At 64.2% G+C, this 21,905-nt stretch carries 19 protein-coding genes; all 19 read left to right on the top strand.

The window, feature by feature from the left end:
* Position 1 precedes the first annotated feature (1 nt).
* The 19 genes from Q8T13_00455 to Q8T13_00365 all read left to right on the top strand — a co-directional run bounded on the left by Q8T13_00455 (position 2) and on the right by Q8T13_00365 (position 21,904).
* Positions 2 to 694 carry a methyltransferase domain-containing protein gene (locus Q8T13_00455; protein ID MDP3716221.1) on the top strand — a complete coding sequence of 231 codons (693 nt, stop codon included), beginning with the start codon at positions 2 to 4 and terminating at the stop codon, positions 692 to 694.
* A 32-nt stretch (positions 695 to 726) separates the two neighbouring features.
* Complete coding sequence (locus Q8T13_00450; protein ID MDP3716220.1) at positions 727 to 1,863, top strand: DegT/DnrJ/EryC1/StrS family aminotransferase; 1,137 nt, start codon at positions 727 to 729, stop codon at positions 1,861 to 1,863.
* Positions 1,864 to 1,867: 4 nt separating this feature from the next.
* Positions 1,868 to 2,266, top strand: a complete 399-nt coding sequence (locus tag Q8T13_00445) for a GNAT family N-acetyltransferase (GenBank protein MDP3716219.1) — start codon at positions 1,868 to 1,870, stop codon at positions 2,264 to 2,266.
* Entirely contained in the window at positions 2,266 to 3,228 is a 963-nt protein-coding gene (locus tag Q8T13_00440; GenBank protein MDP3716218.1) for a glycosylase, read from the top strand. The genes Q8T13_00445 and Q8T13_00440 overlap by 1 nt, the downstream gene beginning before the upstream one ends.
* Positions 3,225 to 4,178: a hypothetical protein gene (locus tag Q8T13_00435; protein ID MDP3716217.1), complete on the top strand. Its 954-nt coding sequence runs from the start codon at positions 3,225 to 3,227 to the stop codon at positions 4,176 to 4,178. The genes Q8T13_00440 and Q8T13_00435 overlap by 4 nt, the downstream gene beginning before the upstream one ends.
* Positions 4,179 to 4,925, top strand: coding sequence for a class I SAM-dependent methyltransferase (locus Q8T13_00430; GenBank protein ID MDP3716216.1), 747 nt, complete (start codon positions 4,179 to 4,181; stop codon positions 4,923 to 4,925).
* Positions 4,926 to 4,938: 13 nt separating this feature from the next.
* A complete protein-coding gene (locus Q8T13_00425) occupies positions 4,939 to 5,634 on the top strand; it encodes a WbqC family protein (protein ID MDP3716215.1) in 696 nt (231 codons plus the stop codon).
* Positions 5,631 to 6,767 (top strand): DegT/DnrJ/EryC1/StrS family aminotransferase, encoded by a 1,137-nt coding sequence (locus Q8T13_00420; GenBank protein MDP3716214.1) that lies wholly within the window; start codon positions 5,631 to 5,633, stop codon positions 6,765 to 6,767. The genes Q8T13_00425 and Q8T13_00420 overlap by 4 nt, the downstream gene beginning before the upstream one ends.
* On the top strand, positions 6,764 to 7,714 hold the full coding sequence (locus Q8T13_00415; protein ID MDP3716213.1) for a glycosyltransferase family 2 protein: 951 nt from the start codon (positions 6,764 to 6,766) through the stop codon (positions 7,712 to 7,714). The genes Q8T13_00420 and Q8T13_00415 overlap by 4 nt, the downstream gene beginning before the upstream one ends.
* Positions 7,711 to 9,216, top strand: coding sequence for an SGNH/GDSL hydrolase family protein (locus Q8T13_00410; GenBank protein ID MDP3716212.1), 1,506 nt, complete (start codon positions 7,711 to 7,713; stop codon positions 9,214 to 9,216). Before Q8T13_00415 ends, Q8T13_00410 begins: the two co-directional genes overlap by 4 nt.
* A gap of 74 nt (positions 9,217 to 9,290) precedes the next feature.
* Entirely contained in the window at positions 9,291 to 10,088 is a 798-nt protein-coding gene (locus Q8T13_00405; GenBank protein MDP3716211.1) for a methyltransferase domain-containing protein, read from the top strand.
* Complete coding sequence (locus tag Q8T13_00400) at positions 10,085 to 12,070, top strand: hypothetical protein (protein ID MDP3716210.1); 1,986 nt, start codon at positions 10,085 to 10,087, stop codon at positions 12,068 to 12,070. Before Q8T13_00405 ends, Q8T13_00400 begins: the two co-directional genes overlap by 4 nt.
* 35 nt (positions 12,071 to 12,105) lie before the next feature.
* On the top strand, positions 12,106 to 14,604 hold the full coding sequence (locus tag Q8T13_00395) for a hypothetical protein (GenBank protein ID MDP3716209.1): 2,499 nt from the start codon (positions 12,106 to 12,108) through the stop codon (positions 14,602 to 14,604).
* 46 nt (positions 14,605 to 14,650) lie between these two features.
* Entirely contained in the window at positions 14,651 to 15,811 is a 1,161-nt protein-coding gene (locus Q8T13_00390) for a radical SAM protein (GenBank protein MDP3716208.1), read from the top strand.
* 3 nt (positions 15,812 to 15,814) lie between these two features.
* Positions 15,815 to 16,738 carry a methionyl-tRNA formyltransferase gene (locus Q8T13_00385; protein MDP3716207.1) on the top strand — a complete coding sequence of 308 codons (924 nt, stop codon included), beginning with the start codon at positions 15,815 to 15,817 and terminating at the stop codon, positions 16,736 to 16,738.
* A gap of 10 nt (positions 16,739 to 16,748) precedes the next feature.
* Positions 16,749 to 18,263, top strand: a complete 1,515-nt coding sequence (locus Q8T13_00380) for a hypothetical protein (protein MDP3716206.1) — start codon at positions 16,749 to 16,751, stop codon at positions 18,261 to 18,263.
* Positions 18,264 to 18,285: 22 nt separating this feature from the next.
* Positions 18,286 to 20,154, top strand: a complete 1,869-nt coding sequence (asnB, locus tag Q8T13_00375) for an asparagine synthase (glutamine-hydrolyzing) (protein ID MDP3716205.1) — start codon at positions 18,286 to 18,288, stop codon at positions 20,152 to 20,154.
* On the top strand, positions 20,151 to 20,870 hold the full coding sequence (locus Q8T13_00370) for a WbqC family protein (protein ID MDP3716204.1): 720 nt from the start codon (positions 20,151 to 20,153) through the stop codon (positions 20,868 to 20,870). The genes asnB and Q8T13_00370 overlap by 4 nt, the downstream gene beginning before the upstream one ends.
* Positions 20,867 to 21,904 (top strand): dTDP-glucose 4,6-dehydratase, encoded by a 1,038-nt coding sequence (locus Q8T13_00365; GenBank protein MDP3716203.1) that lies wholly within the window; start codon positions 20,867 to 20,869, stop codon positions 21,902 to 21,904. The genes Q8T13_00370 and Q8T13_00365 overlap by 4 nt, the downstream gene beginning before the upstream one ends.
* Position 21,905: the final 1 nt, after the last annotated feature.

Here is a 21,905-nt window from a genome sequence, read left to right as displayed (position 1 = left end):
CATGGAGTCCTTTGACCGCTACGCGCGTGATTACGACGAGCTGTTGGATGATCCCCTGCGTCAGAAGTTTGCCGGCGACGGCGCTTTCTTCATCCATCAAAAATGCCGCGTCCTGATGCGCCACCTGAAGGCGCGGATGCCGGTCGGCCGCACCCTTCGCTTGCTCGACGCCGGCTGCGGGCAGGGGACAGCAATCGCTTTTCTCAGCAATCAAGCGCGCGTCATCGGCACCGACGTGTCTCTGCCGATGGTGCGGGAGGCGGTTCATTGCGGCCCCGTGGCGGTGCAAGAGCCTTTCGACTTGCCGTTCGCCGACGGAACGTTTGATGGGGCTTATGCCTTCTGTGTGTATCACCATATCGACGACGCGCAGCACGTCAGGCATTTGCGCGAGTTGCGCCGCGTTTTGAAGCCAGGCGGCCGCGTCTGCATCTTCGAGCACAACCCGTTCAATCCGGTCACGAAGCGGATCTTCGAGCGGGCCCCAATTGATAGGGGCTGCCACATGATCAAGCCCGCCCGGCTCCGGCAGATTTTTGAAGACGCGGGCCTGGACGCCGTGGAGCAAGGCTACCTGTTGTTCCTGCCCGAGAAGTTGTGGCGCTGGTTGGGGTTTATCGAGCCCGCACTGGCCTGGCTACCTCTCGGCGGCCAGTACTTTGTGTCGGGCCGCAAAGGCAGCGTCAACACCTGAGCGCCCTCGCACCGCACAAGGGAATCTTGAGGATGAAGGTCGAATTCTACCGGCATAGTCTCGACGAGGCCGACATCGCCCGCCTGGTTGAAGTCTGCCGCGGGGTGTTTCTCACCACGGGGCAGGACACCAAGCGCTTTGAAGAAGCGTTCGCGGCATATCTGGGCGCCCGGCACAGCGTCGGCGTGACCAGCTGCACCGCTGGCCTGCACCTCGCGCTGCTGGCCGTCGGCGTAGGCCCTGGCGACGAGGTGATCACGACGCCGATGACGTTCGCGGCAACGGCCAACGTCGTCCTGCACACCGGGGCAACGCCGGTGTTCGTGGACGTGGAGCCGGACACTGGCCTGATCAGTCCCGCGGCAATCGAGCGGGCGGTGACGCCGCGAACAAAGGCGATCGTGCCCGTGCATCTCTACGGTCAGATGGCCGACATGCGGCGGATCAAGACGATCGCCAATCGCGCGAAGCTCTCGGTGATCGAAGACTGCGCCCATGCCATTGAGTCGGAACGCGACGGCGTCAAGCCGGGCGCGCTGTCTGACGCGGCGAGCTTCAGCTTCTACGCCACCAAGAACATCACCAGCGGCGAAGGGGGCGCGGTTGTCACGAACTCGGACGACATCAATACGCGGCTGCGACTGTTGCGCCAGCACGGGATGTCAGCGGGCGCGAGCGACCGTTACACCGGGCTCTACCGCCACTACGACATAGAGCTGCTCGGGTGGAAGTACAACATGACCAACCTGCAGGCCGCGCTCCTGCTGGGCCAGATGGAGCGGATTGGCGAGCTCTGGCAGCGGCGCGAACATCTCTCGCGGCGCTACGAGGTGGGACTGCGCGGCGTCCAGGGCGTCTCGTTTCCGACCGTCCTGCCGGGCTCCCGGTCCGCGCGTCACCTGTTCACGATCTGGGTCGAGCCCGCCCGGCGTGACGAGGTTCTCCACGACCTGCAGACCCGCGGGGTAGGTGTTGCTGTCAACTATCGCGCCGTGCACCTGATGAAGTACTACCAGGAAACCATGGGGATTCCGCGCGGTACGTACCCGGTGGCCGAGCGAATCGGCGATGCCACGATCACCTTGCCGCTCTACCCGAAGCTCACGGACGCTGAGATTGACTTCGTGATCGAGAATGTCAAGGCGTCGGTGGCCGCGCATGCTCTGTAAGGAGGTGACCGCGCTGATCCGGGCGGAACAAGCACGCCAGGGCGGCCGGTTCATCGCGGACGTCGACCTCGATGCCTACCTGGCCAAGATCGCTGACCGCGCCGAGCTCGTGCAGGCCTCCGCGCCCGGACGCTGCCGGGGGCTGGTGGCGTTCTACTGCAACGACCAGAAAACCAGGCAAGCGTACATAACCTTGGTCTTGGTCGACCCCCAGGATCGCGGGTTGGGTATCGGCCGGGCGCTCGTTATCGCCGCCCTGGACCTTGCCAAGAGCCGCGGCTTCACGTCGTGCCGCCTCGAAGTGGCGCGGGACAACGTGACGGCCCACGCGCTCTACCGGTCTCTCGGCTTTGGGGTGATCGAGACGCGCGCGGCCAAGGACCTGATGGAAGTCGCTTTCTGATGTTCTCGTGGCGCAAGCTCGGGCACGTCTTCGACCCCGAGCGGATCGACCGTCCCGACTGGATGCGGGAGTTCGCACAGGCACCGGCGACACTGGTGTTCGACACTTTCGTGCGGGTGTTCTTCTCGTGCCGCCCGCCCGCCGATGCCGCCGGGCAGTACGTAAGCCGCGCCGCCTACGTGGACCTCAAGCGTGACAACCTGTTCGAGGTGGTAGGCGTGTCGCCCGAGCCGATCATGGAGCTAGGCGGGCTCGGCGCGTTCGACGAGTTCGGCACCTATCCGATGTCGGTGATTCGCCATGGCGACGAGGTCCGTTCCTACTACGGCGGATGGACGCGCTGCTCGTCGGTGCCGTTTGACGTCGCCATTGGCTACGCGGTCAGCCGCGATCAGGGTGTCACGTTCGAGAAGCACGGCCGCGGGCCGGTCCTGGGTGCGAGCCTGCACGAACCGTTCGTGATCAGCGGCCCGAAGATCCGACAGTTCGGCGACCTCTACAGCCTGTGGTACATCGCGGGCACAAAGTGGCTTCCCAGTGAGGGTCGCGCCGAACCCGTTTATCGCATCCGCATGGCGACGTCGCCGGACGGTCTGACGTGGAACCGGCACGGCCAGGAACTGATTCCCGTCCGGCTCGAAGCCGACGAGTGCCAGGCGAGCCCCGACGTGATCTACGCCAACGGCAAGTACCACATGTTCTTCTGCTACCGCTACAGCCTCGGCTATCGCGGTCGTGAAAAGGGCTACCGTATCGGCTATGCGAGTTCACCCGACCTCGTCACGTGGACCCGCGACGATGCCAAGGCTGGCATCGACGTGTCGACCGAGGGCTGGGATTCCGAGATGATCAGTTACCCCCACGTCTTCGAGCTCGATGGCAAGACCTACATGTTCTACTTGGGCAACGGCGTCGGCCGTCACGGCTTTGGCCTCGCGGAACTGGACGGCGTGCTCGCGTGAAGTGGACCAAGTGCGGCCTGCTATTCGAGCCGCAGAAATACTCGTTGCCCAACGGTTGCACCGAGTTCGCGCAGTCGCCACAGGCATTGGTGTTCGACGACTTCGTCCGCATCTATTTCTCGACGCGCAGCCGCGATGCCGGCGGCCAGTATGTGAGCCACATCGCGTTTGTGGACGTGGACAAGTCCGTGTCTCGGGTCCTGCGGACATCGACAGCCACGGTGATTCCCCAGGGCGAACTCGGCGCCTTCGACGAACACGGCATCTTTCCCGTCAACATGGTTCGCCACGACCACCACATTTACGCCTTCACGTGTGGCTGGAGTCGCCGCGTTTCGGTGCCGGTCGAGACCGCCATTGGTCTGGCGGTCAGCCATGATGATGGCCTGACGTTCGCGCGGGTTGGCCCCGGCCCCGTGATGGGCCCCACGCCGCACGAACCCTTCCTGGTCGGCGACCCGTTCGTGACCGTGCGCGATGGCGTCTGGCACATGTGGTACATCTTCGGCACCAACTGGGTGGAGAGTCCGTCAGATCCGGGGCCGGCGCGCGTCTACAAGCTCGCGTATGCCCGGTCGGCCGACGGCGTGTCATGGCAGCGCGACGCGCAGACGATTATCAATGACGCGCTCGGGCCTGATGAATGCCAGGCGTTGCCCACCGTGATCGAGGTGGACGGGCGCTGGCACATGTACTTCTGCTATCGCCAGGCCACCGACTTCCGGGCCAACAAGGCGCGCGGCTACCGGCTCGGCTACGCCTGGTCAGACGACCTGCAGCACTGGACCCGCGACGATGCGCGCGCGGGAATTGACGTATCTGCCGATGGCTGGGACGCCGAGATGCTCTGCTATCCTCATGTATTCTGGAGCGATGGGCAGGCCTACCTGCTGTACAACGGCAATGCCTTCGGTCGCGACGGCTTTGGCGTGGCGGTCCTGGAGCAATAGATGAGCGTGAGTAGAGACTTAGATCGGGAATCGCAGGACGCGCTGGGCCACAAGTACGCCTACACATTTGATTTCGACGTCATGCACCCGTTCATGCTGCGCTCGTTCCAGCCGTTCCTCCGGCCGGGCAGCGTGCTCGAACTTGGCAGTTTCCGCGGCGACTTCACGAAACGGCTGCTGCCGCACTTCACCGACATCACCTGCGTGGAGGGCTCGGGCGAGGCGGTCACCGCCGCCCGCCAAGCGCTTGGCGACAAGGTGAACGTGGTGAACGGGACTTTTGAAGCCGTCTCGCTGGGCCGCCGATTCGACAACATCATCCTGACGCACGTGCTCGAACACCTGGACGACCCGGTTGGGGTCATGGCCCGGGTCAACCGCGAGTGGCTGGCGCCCGGCGGCCGCTTCTTCCTGGTGTGCCCCAATGCCAACGCGGCATCACGGCAGATCGCGGTCCGCATGGGCCTGATCACGCACCATGCCGCGGTCACACCGGCCGAGGCGGCACATGGCCACCGCATCACCTACTCGCTCGACACGCTCGAGCGCGAGGCGAAGGCCGCCGGCCTCACCGTGGTGCATCGCTCGGGAATCTTCTTCAAGGCGCTGGCAAACTTTCAGTGGGATCGGCTGCTCGCTACGGACATTATCTCGCCTGACTATCTCGAGGGCTGCTACCAGCTTGGTCACGTCTATCCTGATCTGTGCTCGAGCATCTTCCTGCTGTGTGAAGCAGGCGACCAGTAGGCTGGATGCGCACGTGACCCTCGGCATCATGCAGCCGTATTTCCTGCCGTACCTCGGTTACTGGCAGTTGCTGGCGGCCGTGGATCGGTTCGTGGTTTACGACAACATCGAGTACACGAAGAAGGGCTGGATTAACCGCAACCGGTTCCTCCGCAATGGTGCCGACGCCACATTCACGCTGCCGCTCAAGAAAGGGTCGGATTTCCTGGACGTGAGGGAGCGGTCGCTGGCTGACGATTTCAATCCCGCGACCTTGTTGAATCCATTTCGCGAGTCGTACCGAAAGGCGCCATTCTTTGATGCGGTCTTTCCGATGATCGAGACCATCGTCACCGCGGCGCCCCGCAACCTGTTCGAATACCTGCTGAACAGCCTGGTGATGACGGCCGCCTACCTTGAGATCAAGACGCCGATCATTGTCTCGTCCACGGTGCCGGTCGACCACCGCCTGAAGGCCGGCGACAAGGTGCTCGCCGTGTGCGGCGCGCTCGGCGCCAACCGTTACCTCAACACCATCGGCGGGCGGACCTTGTATGAGGCCGACGCCTTCGCCGCGGCCGGCGTCGAGCTGAAGTTCATCCAGTCCAGGCCGGTGATGTATCCGCAGTTCGGCCAGCCGTTTGTGCCCGGCCTGTCGATTCTGGATGTCATGATGTTCAATTCTCCAGACACCGTGCGTCGCCTGCTCGGGGAGTACGACCTGCTGTGACGATCAAGCCGTTTGACGAACCCATCTACGTGACGCGGCCGTTGTTGCCGCCCCTGCCGGCGCTGCAAGCGCGGTTGGCCGAGATCTGGGAAGCGCGCTGGCTCACCAACGACGGCCAGCAGCACGTGCGCCTGACGCAGGCCATTGCGGACTACCTGGCCGTGCCGCACGTGTCGCTGTTCAATAACGGCACCATCGCGCTGTTGGCCGCGGTTCGGGCCCTGGGGATGCGCGGTGAGGTAATTACGACACCGTTCACGTTTCCGGCCACGCCGCACGCGATCAGCTGGAGCGGCGCGACGCCGGTGTTCTGCGACATCGATCCGGTGACAATGAACCTGGATCCGGCGAAGGTAGAGGAGCTCATCACACCGCGGACCACCGGCATCCTGGCGGTCCACGTCTATGGCATCCCGTGCGACGTCTACGCCCTGCAGGCCATTGCCAACCGACGGGGCCTGAAGCTCGTGTACGATGCCGCGCACGCTTTCGGCACGAAGATCAATGGCGTGGGAATTGGCAACTTCGGCGATGCCTCGATGTTCAGCTTTCACGCTACCAAGCTGTTTCACTCGGCCGAGGGCGGGGCGCTGACGGCACCGAAGGCCGACAGCAAGGCCGCCTTCGACCACCTAAAGAACTTTGGCATCCTCAACCAGGAGGAAGTCGACGTGGTGGGCATCAACGGCAAGATGAACGAGCTGCAGGCGGCCCTCGGACTGGCCGTGCTCGACTGCGTCACCGACGAGCTTCGGCTGCGACGGGCCATCATTGCGCGCTACCGCGAGCGCCTGGCTGGGGTGCCGGGATTGGCGCTCATGCCGGAGCCCGCGGGAGTGGAGAGTAGCTGCCAGTATTTTGTCGTGCGGATTGACGGCCCGGCGTTTGGCCGGACTCGAGACGAGGTGTTCGATCACCTCAAGACCTACAACGTGCTGGCCCGCAAATATTTCTATCCGCTTTGCACCGACTACGGGTGCTACCGCGACCTGCCGTCGGCGCGGCCCGGCCGGCTGCCGGTGGCATCGGAAGTGGTGACGCAGGTGTTGTGCCTGCCGCTCTACGGGACCCTGGCGCTTGGGGACGTCGACCGGATCTGCGACATGGTCCTTGAGAATCAGGCGCGCGCATGAGCACCCGTTCGACGATCTCGTTCGTGATTCCCGTTTACCGCAACGAGCGCGCGGTCACGCTGACCTACGAGAAGATCCGGGGCGCGTTGGCAACCGAACTGGCGGCGTACGACTACGAGTTCGTGTTCGTCGACGATGGGTCTGACGATGGGTCGCTGGCGGAACTGCTGCGGCTCCGCGAGGCCGACCCCAACGTGCGGGTGATCTCGTTCACGCGCAACTTCGGCCAGATGGCGGCGATCCTGGCCGGTCTGAAGGGCGCCACCGGCGACCTCGTGTTGCACCTCTCCGCCGATCTGCAGGACCCAGTCGAGCTCATCCCGCGGATGGTGCGCGACTACGAAGCCGGCTCGGAACTGGTGATCGGCCATCGCGCCGAGCGTGAAGACCAATGGACCTCGCGCGTGACCTCGCGCCTGTTCTATCGCATTATCCGCATGTCCTTTCCGCAGATGCCGGCGGGCGGTTTCGACTATGTCCTCATGGCCAGGCGCGTCGTCGACTCGTTCAACAGCATCGAGGTGCGCAACCGCTTCTTCCAGGGTGATCTGCTCTGGATGGGCTACAAGACGACGTTCATTCCCTATACGCGCGCGAAGCGGACCATCGGCCGTTCGCAGTACACCTTTGCGAAGCGGCTGAAGAATTCGCTCGACGCCATCCTGGATTCGTCGTACTTGCCGATTCGCTTCATCAGCGTCGCCGGCGCGGCGACCGCGTGCCTGGGCTTTCTCTACGCGTTGAACATCGCTTACACGCGCTTTCAGCATGGCACGCCCTTCACCGGCTGGGCGCCCATCATGATCCTGCTGCTGGTGATCGGCGGCCTGCTGATGCTGATGCTCGGCATCATCGGCGAGTACGTCTGGCGCATCTACGACGAAGTGAAGAAGAAGCCGAACTACATCGTGCGCGCTACCCACGGTGACGGTCGCAGCCCGCAATGAACCACCTGACGCGGGTCATGGTTGTCAGCGCGTCGCTCGTCGCGGCTCTGCTGGCCGGCGAGCTTGCCGTGAGGAGGCTGGACGGATTCACCCTGGTGTCGGTCCGCTTGCGTCAGTCATCGACCACGCCGGCGGAGCCTGCCAGCCAGCCAGAGGAACGAAGGGACCGACAGGCGGCATTGGCCATGCCGCTCGCTCCGGGCGTCGATGCGGAATGGTACGACAGTGACCCGACCCCGATTCCGCGATACCCAGACGATCCCCTGGTCATGGAACGCCTGCAGCGGTACCCCAATGACCCAATCGGGGCGCTGCTGGTCTGGAACCCGTTGTACTTGAAGCAGCAGATCTGCGCCGGCAATACTGCTGGGTCGCTGGGGATCCTCGATGACTTCCTGGTCTTCGATCCAATCGAGGACAGCACCTTTCCGATCTACCGGCACCTGCCGAACAACAGCGCACCCAGTTGGTTCACCTCTAACGCCTTCGGCTGGCGAGGGCCCGCGTTGGCGCTCAAGAAGCCGCCCAATACCATTCGCATCGCGTTTGTCGGCGCCTCGACCACCATCGGAGTCCACGGCGCAGCGAACTCCCATCCTGAGCACGTGGGCCACTGGCTGAACCTGTGGTCGCAAGCTCGCGGCCTGCCGCTCCGGTTCGAGGTCATTAACGCCGGCCGAGCGGGCATCGATTCCGCCTCGATCGAGGCCGTCGTGCGGCTGGAGGTCGCGCCCGTCGACCCCGACCTGGTCATCTACTACGAGGGGGCCAATCAATTCGCACCTGGGAAGTTGATGCGGATGCCGCCGGCCTTGGCTCCGAGGCCGACCACCACTTTTCGGAAGCGTTCGCCGCTCGAGGATTACCTGGCCAGCGCCCGGCGGCTGCTGACGGCCTTCGATATGTGGACCGGCGGCAATGGCTACGAGGCGCCCAAGCCTGACTACCCGGTGGTGTGGCCCGGCGGTGTCGACGAGAGTCATCCCGACATCACACAGAAGCCGCTGCCGATGGACCTCGACGCCGTGGTCGGCAACCTCGATCGCATGCGACGAACCCTGGGCGATGGTGAGTTGGGCGTCTCGTCGTTCCTGTGGATGGTCTACCCTGGCATGCAGCTCGACTTGTCCAAGCACCTGACCTTGTACCGGTATCTCAATGACATGTACTGGCCGGCGACCTACGCCCACCTCCGCCGGACCGCAGACTTCCAGAACCGGGTCTTCGCCTCTTACGCGGCACGATACGACCTGCCGTTCTTTGACATTGCCCGCGATTTCCCCCCCGACCCTTTATTGTTCGCGGACGCGATTCACCTTCGAGAGGAAGGCATGCGGCTGCAGGCGTGGATCTATCTACAGCAGTTGGTGCCGGTCATCCTTACGCGCCTCGACTCAGGGCGCTGGCCCCGCGCGGCCGCTCCCCTGCCCGCGCGGAACCCCTCGGACTATGCGCCCCGTCTGATGAGCCGTCGCGACATCATGTCCTCATGCCGCCCATGAACGATTCACGTCCATCGCCCCTGGACGGGGCGCCGTTCCAGGTCATCGACGGTATCAGGTGCTATGCACCTGCGGTGGCGCTCGACTACAGCGACTACCCGAGCGGCGGCTTCGACGTCACCGCCGATGTCGAAGCGCGCAGCTTTTGGTGCCGGACCCGCAACCGCGTGCTTACGCAGCTGTTCCGGCGATTCACCGATAGTTCGCGACCTCTGGACGTTTTGGAGATCGGCTGCGGTATCGGCGGCGTGATTGGGGCGCTTCGGCAATTGCCGCACCTACGACTGACCGGGTCTGAGATTTATATTCAGGGTCTCAAGTACGCGCGCAGCAAGATGCCCGATGTCGACTTCATTCAGCTCGATGCCACGAGCATTCCGTTCCACGCCGGGTTCGATGTAGTCGGAGCGTTCGACGTGCTGGAGCACATCGAGCAGGACGAACTCGTCATGCGACAAGTGCACGCGGCACTGCGCCCAGATGGATTGTTCGTCGTGACGGTGCCGCAGTACCAGTGGATGTGGAGCACGCTCGACGAAATTGTGAACCACAAGCGGCGCTACGCCCGCCGCCAACTGACCGAGCGACTCCACCGCGCGGGGTTCGAGGTGATTTACGCCACGTCCTTTGTCACCACACTGTTTCCGTTCATGGTGATGTCGCGGCTCCTCGATCGGGGCGAGGCGCGGGCTGCCGACACCACCACCGAGTTCGCCGAGCGCGTGACGCTGCCGCGGCCCCTCAATATTCTGTTCGACTGGATCATGCGCATCGACGAGTGGGTCCTCCGGGCCGGCCCGACCTTGCCGTTCGGCGGCTCCCTGCTCGTTGTTGCCCGTCGCCGCCATGTCCGGTTGGAATTCCGGCCGTGACATCGCCGCTCGTCCGCCAGGGCTTCCCGGTCGTTCCGCGACGAATTGCCGTCGACCTGCTGATCGCCGCCACCCTGTTCGCCGGCTCATCAGTATGGGCCGACCGCTTCTGGAACGCCTGGATTGCTGAGGGCGGAAAGCCCGTCTTCTACCAGAGCTATTTCGAACCAGCGGTGATGATTGCGTGCGGAAGAGGTTTCGTGATCTCGACGCAAACGCAGCCCAAGTCGCTCGAAGACTTCCTCTTCCAGCGCCGCGACACGTTCGACTGCGCCGACATTCCAGCCGATCACCCGCTCGGAACGCGCTACCTCTACCAAGGGGCCTGGACCTACCTGTTGGTGTCCGTCGGCTACGGTTGGCGCCTGCTGGGCATCTCGTGGTCCGGCATGGGGCCGATGTTCGGAGCGTTGTTCGGCGCCGTCATTGCGCTCGCCTATGGAATCTTCAGGCTGGGCATGGGCCGCGCCCTGGCGATTGTGGGCGCCGTGTTTCTGACGCTGTCGTCTCTACATCTGGTCAACCTGCCGCACCTGCGCGACTACGCCAAGGCGCCGTTCACGCTTGCCTTGGTGCTGCTCGCCGGCTTGCTCGTGACGTTGCCCGTGCGCAACTGGACGGTGCTGGCGCTCGCCACAGTAGCTGGGGTGGTAAGCGGTGTCGGATATGGATTCCGCACGGACCTGCTCATTAATCTGCCTTTCATGCTTGTCGTCATACTGTGCTTCCTCGACGGCGGGCTGACCCGCAACCTGCGATTGAAGGCCGCTTCGGCAGTCTTGTTCGTCGCGACCTTTGCCGTGGTGAGCTGGCCGGTCACGTCCACCGTCTACCGGTCGGGTGGATGCCAATGGCACGTGACCTTGCTGGGGCTGCAGTCGCCCTTCGATAGCTACTTGAGAGTCCGGCCGGCGCCGTACGACTTCGGCTATGCGTATGCCGACGGTTACGTCGACCGCGCCGTCAATGGCTATCAATACCGGACCGTCCAGGGCGCGCAGCCGATGGTGTTCTGTTCTCACGAATATGACGTTCAGAGCGGCCGTTACCTGCAGGCCATCCTGTTGAGGTTCCCCGCCGACATCCTCGTTCGGTCCTACGCCTCGGTGCTGCAAATCGTCGAGTTGCCGTTTCACACCTTTGTCGGCCCGCTGCAGAACTGGCTGACGCCGGTGTATACGGTGCGCGCCTGGTTGCTGGAGCCGGATCACCGGTGGGGGTTGTGGTTCACGGCGGGGGCCATCGTGCTGACGGGAATGGCCAGCATCCGGCTGGCACTCGTCCTGATGCTCTCCCTCGTCTACTTCGGCGGGTATCCGGCTATCCAGTTCCAGCCGCGCCACTATTTCCACCTCGAGTTCATCGGCTGGTGGGCCATCGGTTTCGTGCTGCACCAAGCGCTGCGTGTCGCCAGAGAGTTCAGGCACGCGCCGCCGGACGTGCCTGCGCTCGCGAGGGCCGCGGCTCGATCTGGTGTTTACGCTGCCATTGCCGCCCTGATCATGGTGGCGGCGCTCGGGGGCGCTCGATGGTATCAGGCCCGTCAGGTTCGCCAACTGCTCGATGCCTACCTCGCGGCGCCGAAAGAACCGGTGACGTCGCCCGGGCAACCCCTGCCGAAGTTCGACCAGACGGAGTGGCCGCAGCTGCTTCAAGTCGATTTAAACGAGGCCGCGTGTGGCGGAGCGCCGGCCGTCAGGTTTCGGTACGACGAGAAGGCCGCCGGCGCTGATTTTACGCATACGGTGAAGGCGGCGTCGTCGTCGGGCACGCCCGGTACGACCCGGCTCTTCATGCCGGTGTTCGAGACCTATCTGGGTCTCGACTTGGTCGATCCCCGGCCCGGTTGCTTGACCGGCGTCTCGCGCGTCACTGATTTGAAACGATTCCCGGTGCTGCTCGGCGTCACGCTGGCATCCGATTGGGCAAGCCATCCGCTGTACCAGCAGCTGACGGATTGGGAAAGTGACGGGCGGCCCTGAGCAGGCCGCTCCGAAGTGACGTAGTACTGTGCCTGTTGCTGGTGGCCGCCGGCCTGGCGATTGGCTCCAGCTACGTCCGCATCACGCGTCAATCCCACCTCGTCGCCGACATGCCGGACTTCAGCCGGCGTGTGTTCGGCGCCGCCGCCATGAGCATTTGCGGCCACGGCCTTCAAACGCCTGACGTAACCGCGAACGCAATGACCCGCGCACGGCCGGAACATCGGCCGCTGGTCGAGTTCATCGAGCAGCGCCGTGAGGTGCTGGCGTGCAGCGAGATTCCAGCGGATCAGCCGGCCGATGAACTTGATGGGATGCAGCGAGCATCGCGCTACTTGCTGCAACTGGTGGTCAGCACATGGGCGTTGACAGGCCTGACGTGGGCCGGTATCGACTACCTGCAGGGCGCGATGTTTGGGGCCTCGGTCGGCCTCACGTATCTCATCGGCCGCCTCGCCATGGGACGAGTGGCCGCAACCGCGGTGGCGGTGGTGTTGCTATTGTCGCCTATCCAGCTCGCGAACCTCTACGACCTGCGCGACTACGCGAAGGCGCCGTTCTTCCTCGCCAATCTGCTCGTCGCCGGCGTGCTGATCACGCGCCCCAGCCCGCCGAGGGTAGTGGTGGGTTGGTGCGCTACCGGCGGCGCTTTGCTGGGCTTTGGGTTTGGCATTCGCACCGACGTGGTCGTCAACCTGGTGCTTCTCGTGGGCGTTGCCTGTGCCTGCCTGCCTGGCCGTCTTGTCGGCACCTGGCGGATTCGTATCGGCGCCGCGGCCGCATGCCTGCTGGGTTTTGTCGCGGTCGCGTTTCCGATTCTGACCTCGCAGTCGTCGGGGAGTAACTTGTGGCACTGGGCGCTCCTGGGCTACGCCCACGAATGGGACCGTGCGCTGAACATCATCCCCGGTCCGTACGAGCCGATGTACTTCTACAGCGACAGTTACGTAGCGACGACGATTGATGCGTTCGCGGGACGGAGGCTCGGCTCTTTCGCCCAGGTATCGGTTGGCGTCCCGGGCTATGCCGAGGCCAGCGGCGCGTACTACACAACGCTCCTCGGCACGTTTCCAGCCGACGCGCTCCTACGCGGCTGGGCGGCGATCATCCAGGTGCTGGACCTGCCGTTCAGCGGGATGCACTCCCTGTCTCAGGGAATCCTCCCCGAGTTCATGACGCGCGTGATCGGCCTGGTGGGCCGTGTGCGCATCATGTTCGCCGGCTTGGGCACGGCGCTGTTTGCGGCCGCGGTTCTGGCGCTGAGCGTGCGAAGCGTTCGCCTGGCGGCCTCCCTGTTCGGGGTGGTCGCGTTACTGGGTGCCTATCCGGCGATTCAGTTTCAACTGCGGCATGTGTTCCACCTGGAATTATTGTCAGTCTGGATTCTCGCCTTCCTGATCTCAGCCGCGTGTTCGAGGATTGTCGCCAGTTGGCGCGGCGTTCCGGCTGAAGATAGTGATGCGGTGCCCGGGAGCGGCGTCATCTGGCGCCCGCTCGGGTTTGCGCTTAGCGTCGTGGCGATCGTGACACTGCCTCTTGAGGTCCTGCGCGCCTATCAACAACGAGCGGCGACGGCACTGATGGACAGCTATCTCGCGGCACCTACCGAGCCGCTCGTAGGGGCGGTCACGTCGGCCGGGCCCGGGGTCGTACGCCTGGTGAAGGACGCCTTGCCAGAGGGTCCCAGGCGATCGATGCGCTCGGATGTGATCGTGGCCGAGGTGTCTGCTGAAAGGTGCCCCGTCAGCCATACTGCGATGAGCTTTACTTACGATACGGAGAATCCTGATCTGGATTTCACGCGCACCTACGACATCGAAGTGCCGGCTGCCGGCGCAGGTGTCGCGCGAGTCTTTGTGCCGATCTACCGTTCCAGCCCAACCGGTCCGGGTGCTGACGCGCTGAAGTTCGGAGGGATCGAGATGGCCGAAGCCGAGCAACACTGCGTCACGGGGTTGCGCCGATTCGCCCTGGCCGATCAGCTCCCGCTGTTGCTGCCAGTGGTGTTGCCGCCCGACTGGCGCGGGCGGCCGCTGCGCCAGAGCCTGCGAGGCTGGGAGCGCGATGCGACGAGCGCGGGCCGGGAGCCAGAGACTTTTTGGGGGCCGGCGGTTTCCCGCACCGTGGTCAGCGAGCGCTTGTCGCGCGCCGGAGCCACCGTCGAGCGGTTTGCGGCCCCGTTGGCGTATGCCGCAAGCATCGCGCGGGTCGCGCCGGACGCGAGCGTGCACGTCGCGGGGGTCGCCGATGCGGCCGGGTCGTATCTGGCGGCTTGGGCGGACTGGCCGTTCGATGAAGCGGATATCGTGCTGGTCGAGGGCGAGTTGGTTCGAGGCGGCCTGGCGATTGGTCTAACCGATAGTGCCGGTTGGGCGGCCCGAATGGCCATCGGCACACCGGGGGCATTCAAGGCTGTCATCAAGGCGCCGCGCGCGGGCCGGTATCAACTGGTGATTGCCAATTACCTGAGCAACACTTCACTCCGGAACCGCTTCACGATCTCGAGAATCGCGGTCTTGGACGGGGAGCCATGACGAACAAACACAGCAGGAATCACGAGCGCGTGATGACCGTGGAACGATGATTAACATCAAGACCCCGGCGGCGATCGTGAGGACGCAGCATCAGGAAGCTGTTCAGAAACAGTACGGCCTCAGGCCCGGCGCGGAAGAGTTCCCGTTGATGGTCGTGATTTCGATCATCTACCCCTGCAACTTCGGCTGCCCGATGTGCCCGTACACCGACGGCAACTCGGACCTGCGAAAGTTCTACCACGCCCACGATGGCGACCTGATGCCGGTGAAGTTGTGGGAGAAGATGGCCGACGAGTGCGGACCCTACGGCGCGTGGATGCGCTGCACCGGCGGCGGCGAGCCGATGCTCCACAAGCACATGGTGGAGATGGTCGAGTACGCCAAGGCCAAGGGCGCGCGCATTTGGATGAACACCAATGGCAGCATGTTCGGCCCGCTGCCGGCGTTCCGCCACAAGCTCGAACGCATCCTGAAGGCGGGCATCGACCTGGTCGAGTTCTCGATGGATGCTGGTGATGCCGAGACCTATGCCAAGGTGCGTCCGCCACACGGCGGCGCGCCTCGCGATCCGCAGAAGTGGTTCGACAACCACGTCAGCAACGTCCGTGCGGCGCTGGCCATGCGCAAGGAATTTCGCACCACCAACCGCATTGTCGTCTCCATGATTCGGCAGGACATCATGGAAGGCAAGATGGAAGCGGCGGTGAAGTTCTGGATGGAAGACGTTGGCGTCGACGAGGTGATTACCCGAAAGTTCCTGTCGTGGGACGACAACACCACCATCCAGCTGGGCCACGCCATGGATCCGCATCTCTACAAGCACATGCCGGGTGAGCGGAAGGAGCCGTGCGTATGGCCGTTCGAACGCCTCAACGTCGATACCCTTGGGCGCGTAGCGTTGTGCGGGCAGGACATTTCGTTCCGCACGGCCGATCTCTTCCCGAACGTAAACGATGCCAGCCTCAAGGAGATCTGGCAAGGTGAGCGGTTCAACTGGTACCGCCGCCTGCACCTCGAAGGCAAGGGCGCCGAGGCGTGGCCGTGCAATGGCTGTTCGGCGTGGCTGGCGGGCGTCCGCGATTGGGAGCACGGCTGGCTGAAGGTCCTCAAGACCTCCGGGGATCACGTCAAGGAAGTGATGAAGAAGGACCTTGGCGTGGACGTCGAGGTCTACCAGCCCCATCACGACTTGCCGCCAGCCAAGTAACGGATGTCGGCAAGTCGGGTCGTGGTCTTTGGGTTCGGGCGGCTGGCGCTCGCGGCCCTCGACACGCTCGAACGACTCGGCGTCACGCCGGTCGCGGTCGTGGTGCCGGGTATTCGCAGCGGCGCCGATGTGGAGATGGTGGTCGCGCGGGCGCGCGAGAAGTCATTGAGGCTGTTGGTGCAGCCGCGCCGAAAGGACCTGGCGCCGTTTCTTGAAACCATCCAGTTACTTCGCCCCGACCTGATGCTGGTGTGGTCGTACCCGATGTTGCTGCCTCCGGAACTGGTCTCACTCGCAGTGAACGGGGCATTCAACATTCACAGCGGCAAGCTCCCTGAGTATCGCGGCGGCCACGTCATGATCTGGGCCCTGATCAACGGCGAGCGCGAGAGCGCGGCCACGCTGCACCGGGTCGATGCCGGGATCGATACCGGCCCGGTCGTGGCCGAAGAACGGTTTGCCATCGAGTCGGATGAGGACATCGCTTCACTGCAGGGCAAGCTGGCGGTGGCCGGCACGGCTCTTCTGACCAAGTGGTGGCCAGCCCTCGTGGATGGGACGGCACCGCAAACAGCCCAGGATGAATCGCGCGCGCACTACTACCGGATGCGCACGCCCGCCGATGGGTTGATCGATTGGTCGCAGTCCAATATCCAGATCCATAACCTGGTGCGGGCGCTGGTCGCGCCATGGCCTGGCGCGTTCACCACGATCGGCGGCGCGAAACTGGTGGTGCGCCGGGGTGAGCCGATCGAGGCCGCCGGCGTCTCGGCGCCCGGCACGGTGGTTCGCATTGACGAATCAGGGCCGGTCGTGTCGACCGGCTCGGGGGACCTCAAGTTGCTGCAAGTCGAGTTGCCGGCGCAGCCGGCCAGTCGCGTCGACCTTCGCCGGATAGGCATCGTGCCCGGCGCTCGTTTCAATTAGCAGTCACTCTGTGCTCGGTTCAGATTCTCTTCTCGCGCCGACTCTCAGCCTCGAATTGCAGGCGGCGATTCGTGTCGCCTATGGCGTCCTGATGCTCCTGACGCTGGGCGCGGCGTTGCCCCATGCCCGGCGTTATTTCCGAAGCGAGAAGTGGGGTGGGTATGCGCAATCGAGCGCACTGGCCGACGCCATCCAGAACCCCGTCGTGATTCCCGTGGTGCTGGCCTTGTGGGTGCTCGCGGCCTTCGGTCTCATCTCGGGGCGTGCGGTCCTTCCCTCGGCCCTGGTCAACCTGGTCTTTTGCTACTACTTCTTCAACCGGATGCGCTGGAAGAGCGTGTCGCGAGGAATGGGCGCGCCCGGCTTCATTTCGCTGTGGCTTGGCGCCGCGGTCTTGCTGCTCGAACTCACGACGCGCCACGCGCCTGGCCTGCGAGGCTTGGCGCTGCTGACGCTGCAAGTCGATTTCGCCGCCATCATGCTGTCGGCCGGCCTCTACAAGCTCTTCGCCGGATACCGGCAGCAGCGCGGCATGGAACTGGGTATGGCCAACCCGGAATGGGGTTACTGGTGGCGCTTCTGGTCCAGGTGGCCCCCGGCCCATCCGCTGTTCCGGTTCTTCAACGAAATGGCGTGGGGCACCGAAGTCGCCTGCGGCATCCTGATGCTGATTCCCGCCACCCGTATGCTGGGCGGCCTCGTCATGCTCGCCAGCTTTGTCTTCATCGCAACCCAGATACGTCTCGGGTTCCTGGCCGAAATGGTGATGGTGTGCTGCCTGCTGTTCGTCGGCGAAGGCACCATCGTCAACGCCTGGTTGCTGGCCGTCCTGCCATCGGCAGCGCCCGTCAGCGGCCAGCCACTGCCCGCCCTCGCGCAGTCGACGCTGTCCGCATTGTGCTGGGGCTACCTCGCGTTGCTGCCGTTCGTGCGGACCGGCATGTTCTACAACCAGTTGAAACACCGGTCCCTTCCGCCGCCCGTCCAGCGGGCCCTCGATGGCTACGCCAACGCCTTTGGCCTGATCCTGTGGCGGGTGTTCACCGCCGACGTCGTTAACTTCTTCGTGCGTATCTGGGAGGCGCCAGCCGACGGTGGCGACCGGCGACTGGTGACGGACTACCGGATGACAGGCCCCTGGCGCTTCTCGCAGGTGGCGGAGTGCATCGCGCTGACCAGCGTGTTCACCACGCTGAAGTACTACCCCAGCAACCGCGCGCTGTTTGTGGAGCGGTTGTTGCGCTATGCCCGCACCATTCCGCGCGCCACAGGCGCTCGCCTCGTCTTCGAATGGGTCAGCGTGGCGACGCGCCCGGATCGCTTCGAGTTCGTGCCAGCCACGGAGTTCGTCGTCGACCTCGACGCTGGCACCGTCGTCGATCGGGTGCTCAGCGACGAAACCAACGCGTGGGCCATCCCAAGCGTGTCGCCCGTGCGCGAAGGCGTGCGGCCCGGCAGCTATGCGCCCCTTGCCGACCCCCGATCCCCGGCCCCCGATCCTCGGCCCCCGATCCCCGATCCCTGATCCCTGATCCCCGATCCCTGATATGTGTGGCATTTGCGGAATGTTCGGGCGCGGCGATCGCGCCACCACCGAGACGATGCTCGCGACCCTGCGCCACCGCGGTCCGGATGACAGCCACGTGGTCCACGGCGAGCGATTCGCGTTGGGCGCGCGGCGCCTGGCTATTCTCGACGTCGAACACGGCCGGCAGCCGATGTCGAACGAGGACGGCTCGATCTGGGCCTGTGAGAACGGCGAACTCTACAACTACCCGCAGCTTCGCCCGCGGTTGCTACAGTCAGGTCATCACCTGCACACCACCTGCGACACCGAGGTGCTGCCGCATCTTTACGAGGAGCACGGCGCCGGGCTGCCCGAGCACATCGACGGGATGTTCGCGATCGCGGTGTGGGACGAGAAGACGCAGACCGGCCTGCTGGGGCGCGACCGGATGGGCAAGAAGCCGCTTTACTACTGGCATAGCGGCGACGTGCTGTATTTCGCCTCGGAGCTCAAGGCGCTGCTCACCGTCCCCGGCTTCACGCGGACGATCAATCTGGAGGCGATGCACCACTTCATCAGCCTCAAGCACGTCCCGCATCCGCTGACCATCTTCAGGGGCGTCTACATGCTGCCGCCGGCTCACCGGCTGACGTTCCGCCCCGGCGAGCAGCCGGTCATCAGCTGCTACTGGGACGTGGATTTCACCGTCGATCCCGATCTCGACAGCCAGCCAGAGGACGCGCTGACCGAGGAGCTGATTCGCCTGCTCGGTCAGGGCGTGAAGCGCCGCCTGCTCTCGGATGTACCGATTGGGTTCTTCCTGAGCGGCGGACTCGACTCGAGCCTGTCCACCGCGATGGCCGCCGAGGCGACCGGGCGCATCAAGACTTTCACGCTGACCTACGCGAACGAGTCGACGACGCCCGGTAAGGAGCAGGACCGCCGGTGGGCGCGCTGGGTAGCCGAGAAATACGGCACCGAGCATCACGAAGAGACCATCGAGTTCAGCAACTACCCGGACAACTTGCGCAAGATCCTGGGCTGCTTCGACGAGCCGTTCGCCGGCGTCGTCTCCAGCTACTTCCTGTCGCAGTTGATTGCTCGTCACGTGAAGGTCGCCCTGTCGGGCGATGGTGCCGACGAGATCTTCGGCAGCTACCTGTCGCATCGCCTGGCGCAGCCGATGGCGCAGTTTCCCGAATACCAGCGCACCGGCAATGCCGACTTGATCCGGCCGTTCGAGAGCCGGCCGGAGTACTTGCAGGGACTCCTCGGGAGTGGTGACACGGCGGCGCTCGATTGGGAATGGCGTGCCAAGCTGTTGGTGTTTGGTGAGGACGAGAAGCGCAGCCTCTACCACCCGGACCTGCAGCGCGAACTTGCCGCCAGCAGCACGGCTGACTACCTAAAAGAGACCTTCGCGCGCCTGACCGCAACCGATCCGCTCAACCGCATCCTCGAAGCCGAGTTCAAGACGATCTTCCCAGACCAGGTGCTGACCTACGGCGACCGCCTGTCGATGGCCCACTCGCTCGAAGTCCGCAGCGCTTACCTCGACACCGACGTCGTGACCTTCGCGGCCCGCCTACCAGGCCGCGTGAAGATCAAGATGGGCGACACGAAGTACCTCCTGAAGCAGGCGGCCCGTCGATACTTCCCGGCGGAGATGGTGGACCGGCCGAAGGAAGGCTTCCTGATGCCCGTCACGCAGTGGATGCTGGGCGACCTGCAGTCCTACGTGCGCGATACGCTCAGCCCGTCTCGTCTTGGCCGGCACGACTTCTTTGACGCGACGCGTATCGGCGCCCTTGTCGATCGCCTCTATCAGCCGGGCGCCGACTACACGGACGTCAACAAGGTGCTGGCGTTCGTGGTGTTTCAGGAGTGGTACGATCTCTATCTCGCATGACCGCCGCCGTGGCTGCCGCTCCCAAGACGCTCGTCGTGCTCCAGCCCGGTTACCTGCCGTGGCTTGGGTTCTTCGATCAGATGCGCCGCGCCGACGTCTTTGCCTATTACGACGATGTGCAGTTCAACAAGCATGGGTGGCGCAACCGAAATCGAATCAAGACGCCGGCGGGACCGCTGTGGCTCACTGTGCCGGTGCTGCATCATGGCCAGGGGCAACCCCTGATTCTCGACACCTTGATCGACACGCGCTCCAACTGGCAACGCAAGCACATTGCCTCGCTGAAGCAGTACTATGCCAAGGCCCCACATGCTGCGCGCTACTTGCCTGAGCTCGAGGAGATGTTGAGTCGTCCCTGGACCCACCTGGGCGACCTCGACATCGCCGTGGCCGGCCTGATGGCCGGGTGGCTCCAGTTGCCGTTGCCAACGATCCGAACGTCAACCCTTGGGATCGAGGGCACGCCGTCACAGCGGCTGATCAACATCTGCCATCATTTCGGCGCCACTCGATACTTGAGCGGCGATGCGGCCAGCGACTACCTGGACGTCCCGCTGTTCGCGAGCCAGGGCGTCGAGGTGGTCTGGCAAAACTATCAACACCCGGTCTACCCTCAGCGCCACGGTGAGTTCGTGCCGTTCCTGTCGGCGATCGACCTGATTCTCAACTGCGGCGACCAGAGCGCCGAGATTCTCAAGGGCGGACCCACGGCATGAAGACAATCCTCGTGACAGGTGGCGCCGGCTTCATCGGCAGCAACTTCGTGCACCACATCTTCAACAAGTATCCGGACTACCGCATCCTAGTGCTCGACCTGCTGACGTACGCCGGCAGCGTCGATAACCTGCCGACCGATTTTCAGGATGCGCACACCAGCGGCCGAATTGAGTTCTGGTACGGCGACGTACGCAACGCGTCGCTCGTCGAGAACCTGATGCGGCGCGTCGACGTGGTGGTGCATTTTGCGGCCGAGACGCACGTCACCCGCTCGATCTTCGACAACTACCACTTCTTCGAAACCGACGTGCTGGGCACGCAGGTGATTTCAAATGCCGTGCTGCGCTGTGCGGACCGCATCGAGCGATTCGTGCACATCTCCACTTCCGAGGTCTACGGCACCGCCGAGGCGACGCTGATGAACGAAGAGCATCCGCTGAAGCCGCTCAGTCCCTATGCCAGCGCGAAATGCGGAGCCGACCGCCTGGTCTACTCCTACTGGGCGACCTACCACCTGCCCGCGGTGATCGTGCGGCCGTTCAACAACTTCGGCCCTCGCCAGCACCTCGAGAAGGCGGTGCCGCGCTTCATCACCAGCTGCCTGCTGGATGAACCCCTGCGCCTGCACGGCCAGGGCGTCGCCCAGCGCGATTGGGTCTTTGTCGAGGACACCTGCGACGCGATCGATCGGATCGTGCACGCGCCCCGGGAGGCCGTAGTCGGCGAGGTCATCAACATCGGCACCGATCACAGCCTCAGCGTCGCCGACGTGGCCCATCACATCGTCCGGTTGATGGACAAGCCCGAGTCGCTGATTACCTACGTTGGCGAGCGGCCCGGGCAGGTGTTCCGCCATACCGCCGATGCGGCCAAGGCCCGCCGCGTCCTGGGGTGGCAGCCGAGCATGACCTTCGAGCAGGGCCTGCAGAAGACCATTGACTGGTACCGCACGCACCGCAGCGTGTGGGAGAAGCAACTCTGGATGCGCGAGATTCCGATTGTCACCGGATCGGGGAAGGCCGAGCTTCATTAGC

It is taken from the genome of Acidobacteriota bacterium (genome assembly GCA_030697165.1).
In the GTDB taxonomy this organism is placed as follows: Bacteria; Acidobacteriota; Vicinamibacteria; order Vicinamibacterales; family UBA2999; genus 12-FULL-67-14b.
This window is presented reverse-complemented; position numbering and strand designations above follow the sequence as displayed.

Bases quoted from the DNA above. Each gene is read 5' to 3' on its own strand.
- Q8T13_00430 (MDP3716216.1), top strand. From the start codon at position 4,179: ATGAGCGTGAGTAGAGACTTAGATCGGGAATCGCAGGACGCGCTGGGC.
- Q8T13_00370 (MDP3716204.1), top strand. From the start codon at position 20,151: ATGACCGCCGCCGTGGCTGCCGCTCCCAAGACGCTCGTCGTGCTCCAG.
- Q8T13_00415 (MDP3716213.1), top strand. From the start codon at position 6,764: ATGAGCACCCGTTCGACGATCTCGTTCGTGATTCCCGTTTACCGCAAC.
- Q8T13_00450 (MDP3716220.1), top strand. From the start codon at position 727: ATGAAGGTCGAATTCTACCGGCATAGTCTCGACGAGGCCGACATCGCC.
- Q8T13_00390 (MDP3716208.1), top strand. From the start codon at position 14,651: ATGATTAACATCAAGACCCCGGCGGCGATCGTGAGGACGCAGCATCAG.
- asnB (MDP3716205.1), top strand. From the start codon at position 18,286: ATGTGTGGCATTTGCGGAATGTTCGGGCGCGGCGATCGCGCCACCACC.
- Q8T13_00440 (MDP3716218.1), top strand. From the start codon at position 2,266: ATGTTCTCGTGGCGCAAGCTCGGGCACGTCTTCGACCCCGAGCGGATC.
- Q8T13_00410 (MDP3716212.1), top strand. From the start codon at position 7,711: ATGAACCACCTGACGCGGGTCATGGTTGTCAGCGCGTCGCTCGTCGCG.
- Q8T13_00385 (MDP3716207.1), top strand. From the start codon at position 15,815: ATGTCGGCAAGTCGGGTCGTGGTCTTTGGGTTCGGGCGGCTGGCGCTC.
- Q8T13_00365 (MDP3716203.1), top strand. From the start codon at position 20,867: ATGAAGACAATCCTCGTGACAGGTGGCGCCGGCTTCATCGGCAGCAAC.
- Q8T13_00455 (MDP3716221.1), top strand. From the start codon at position 2: ATGGAGTCCTTTGACCGCTACGCGCGTGATTACGACGAGCTGTTGGAT.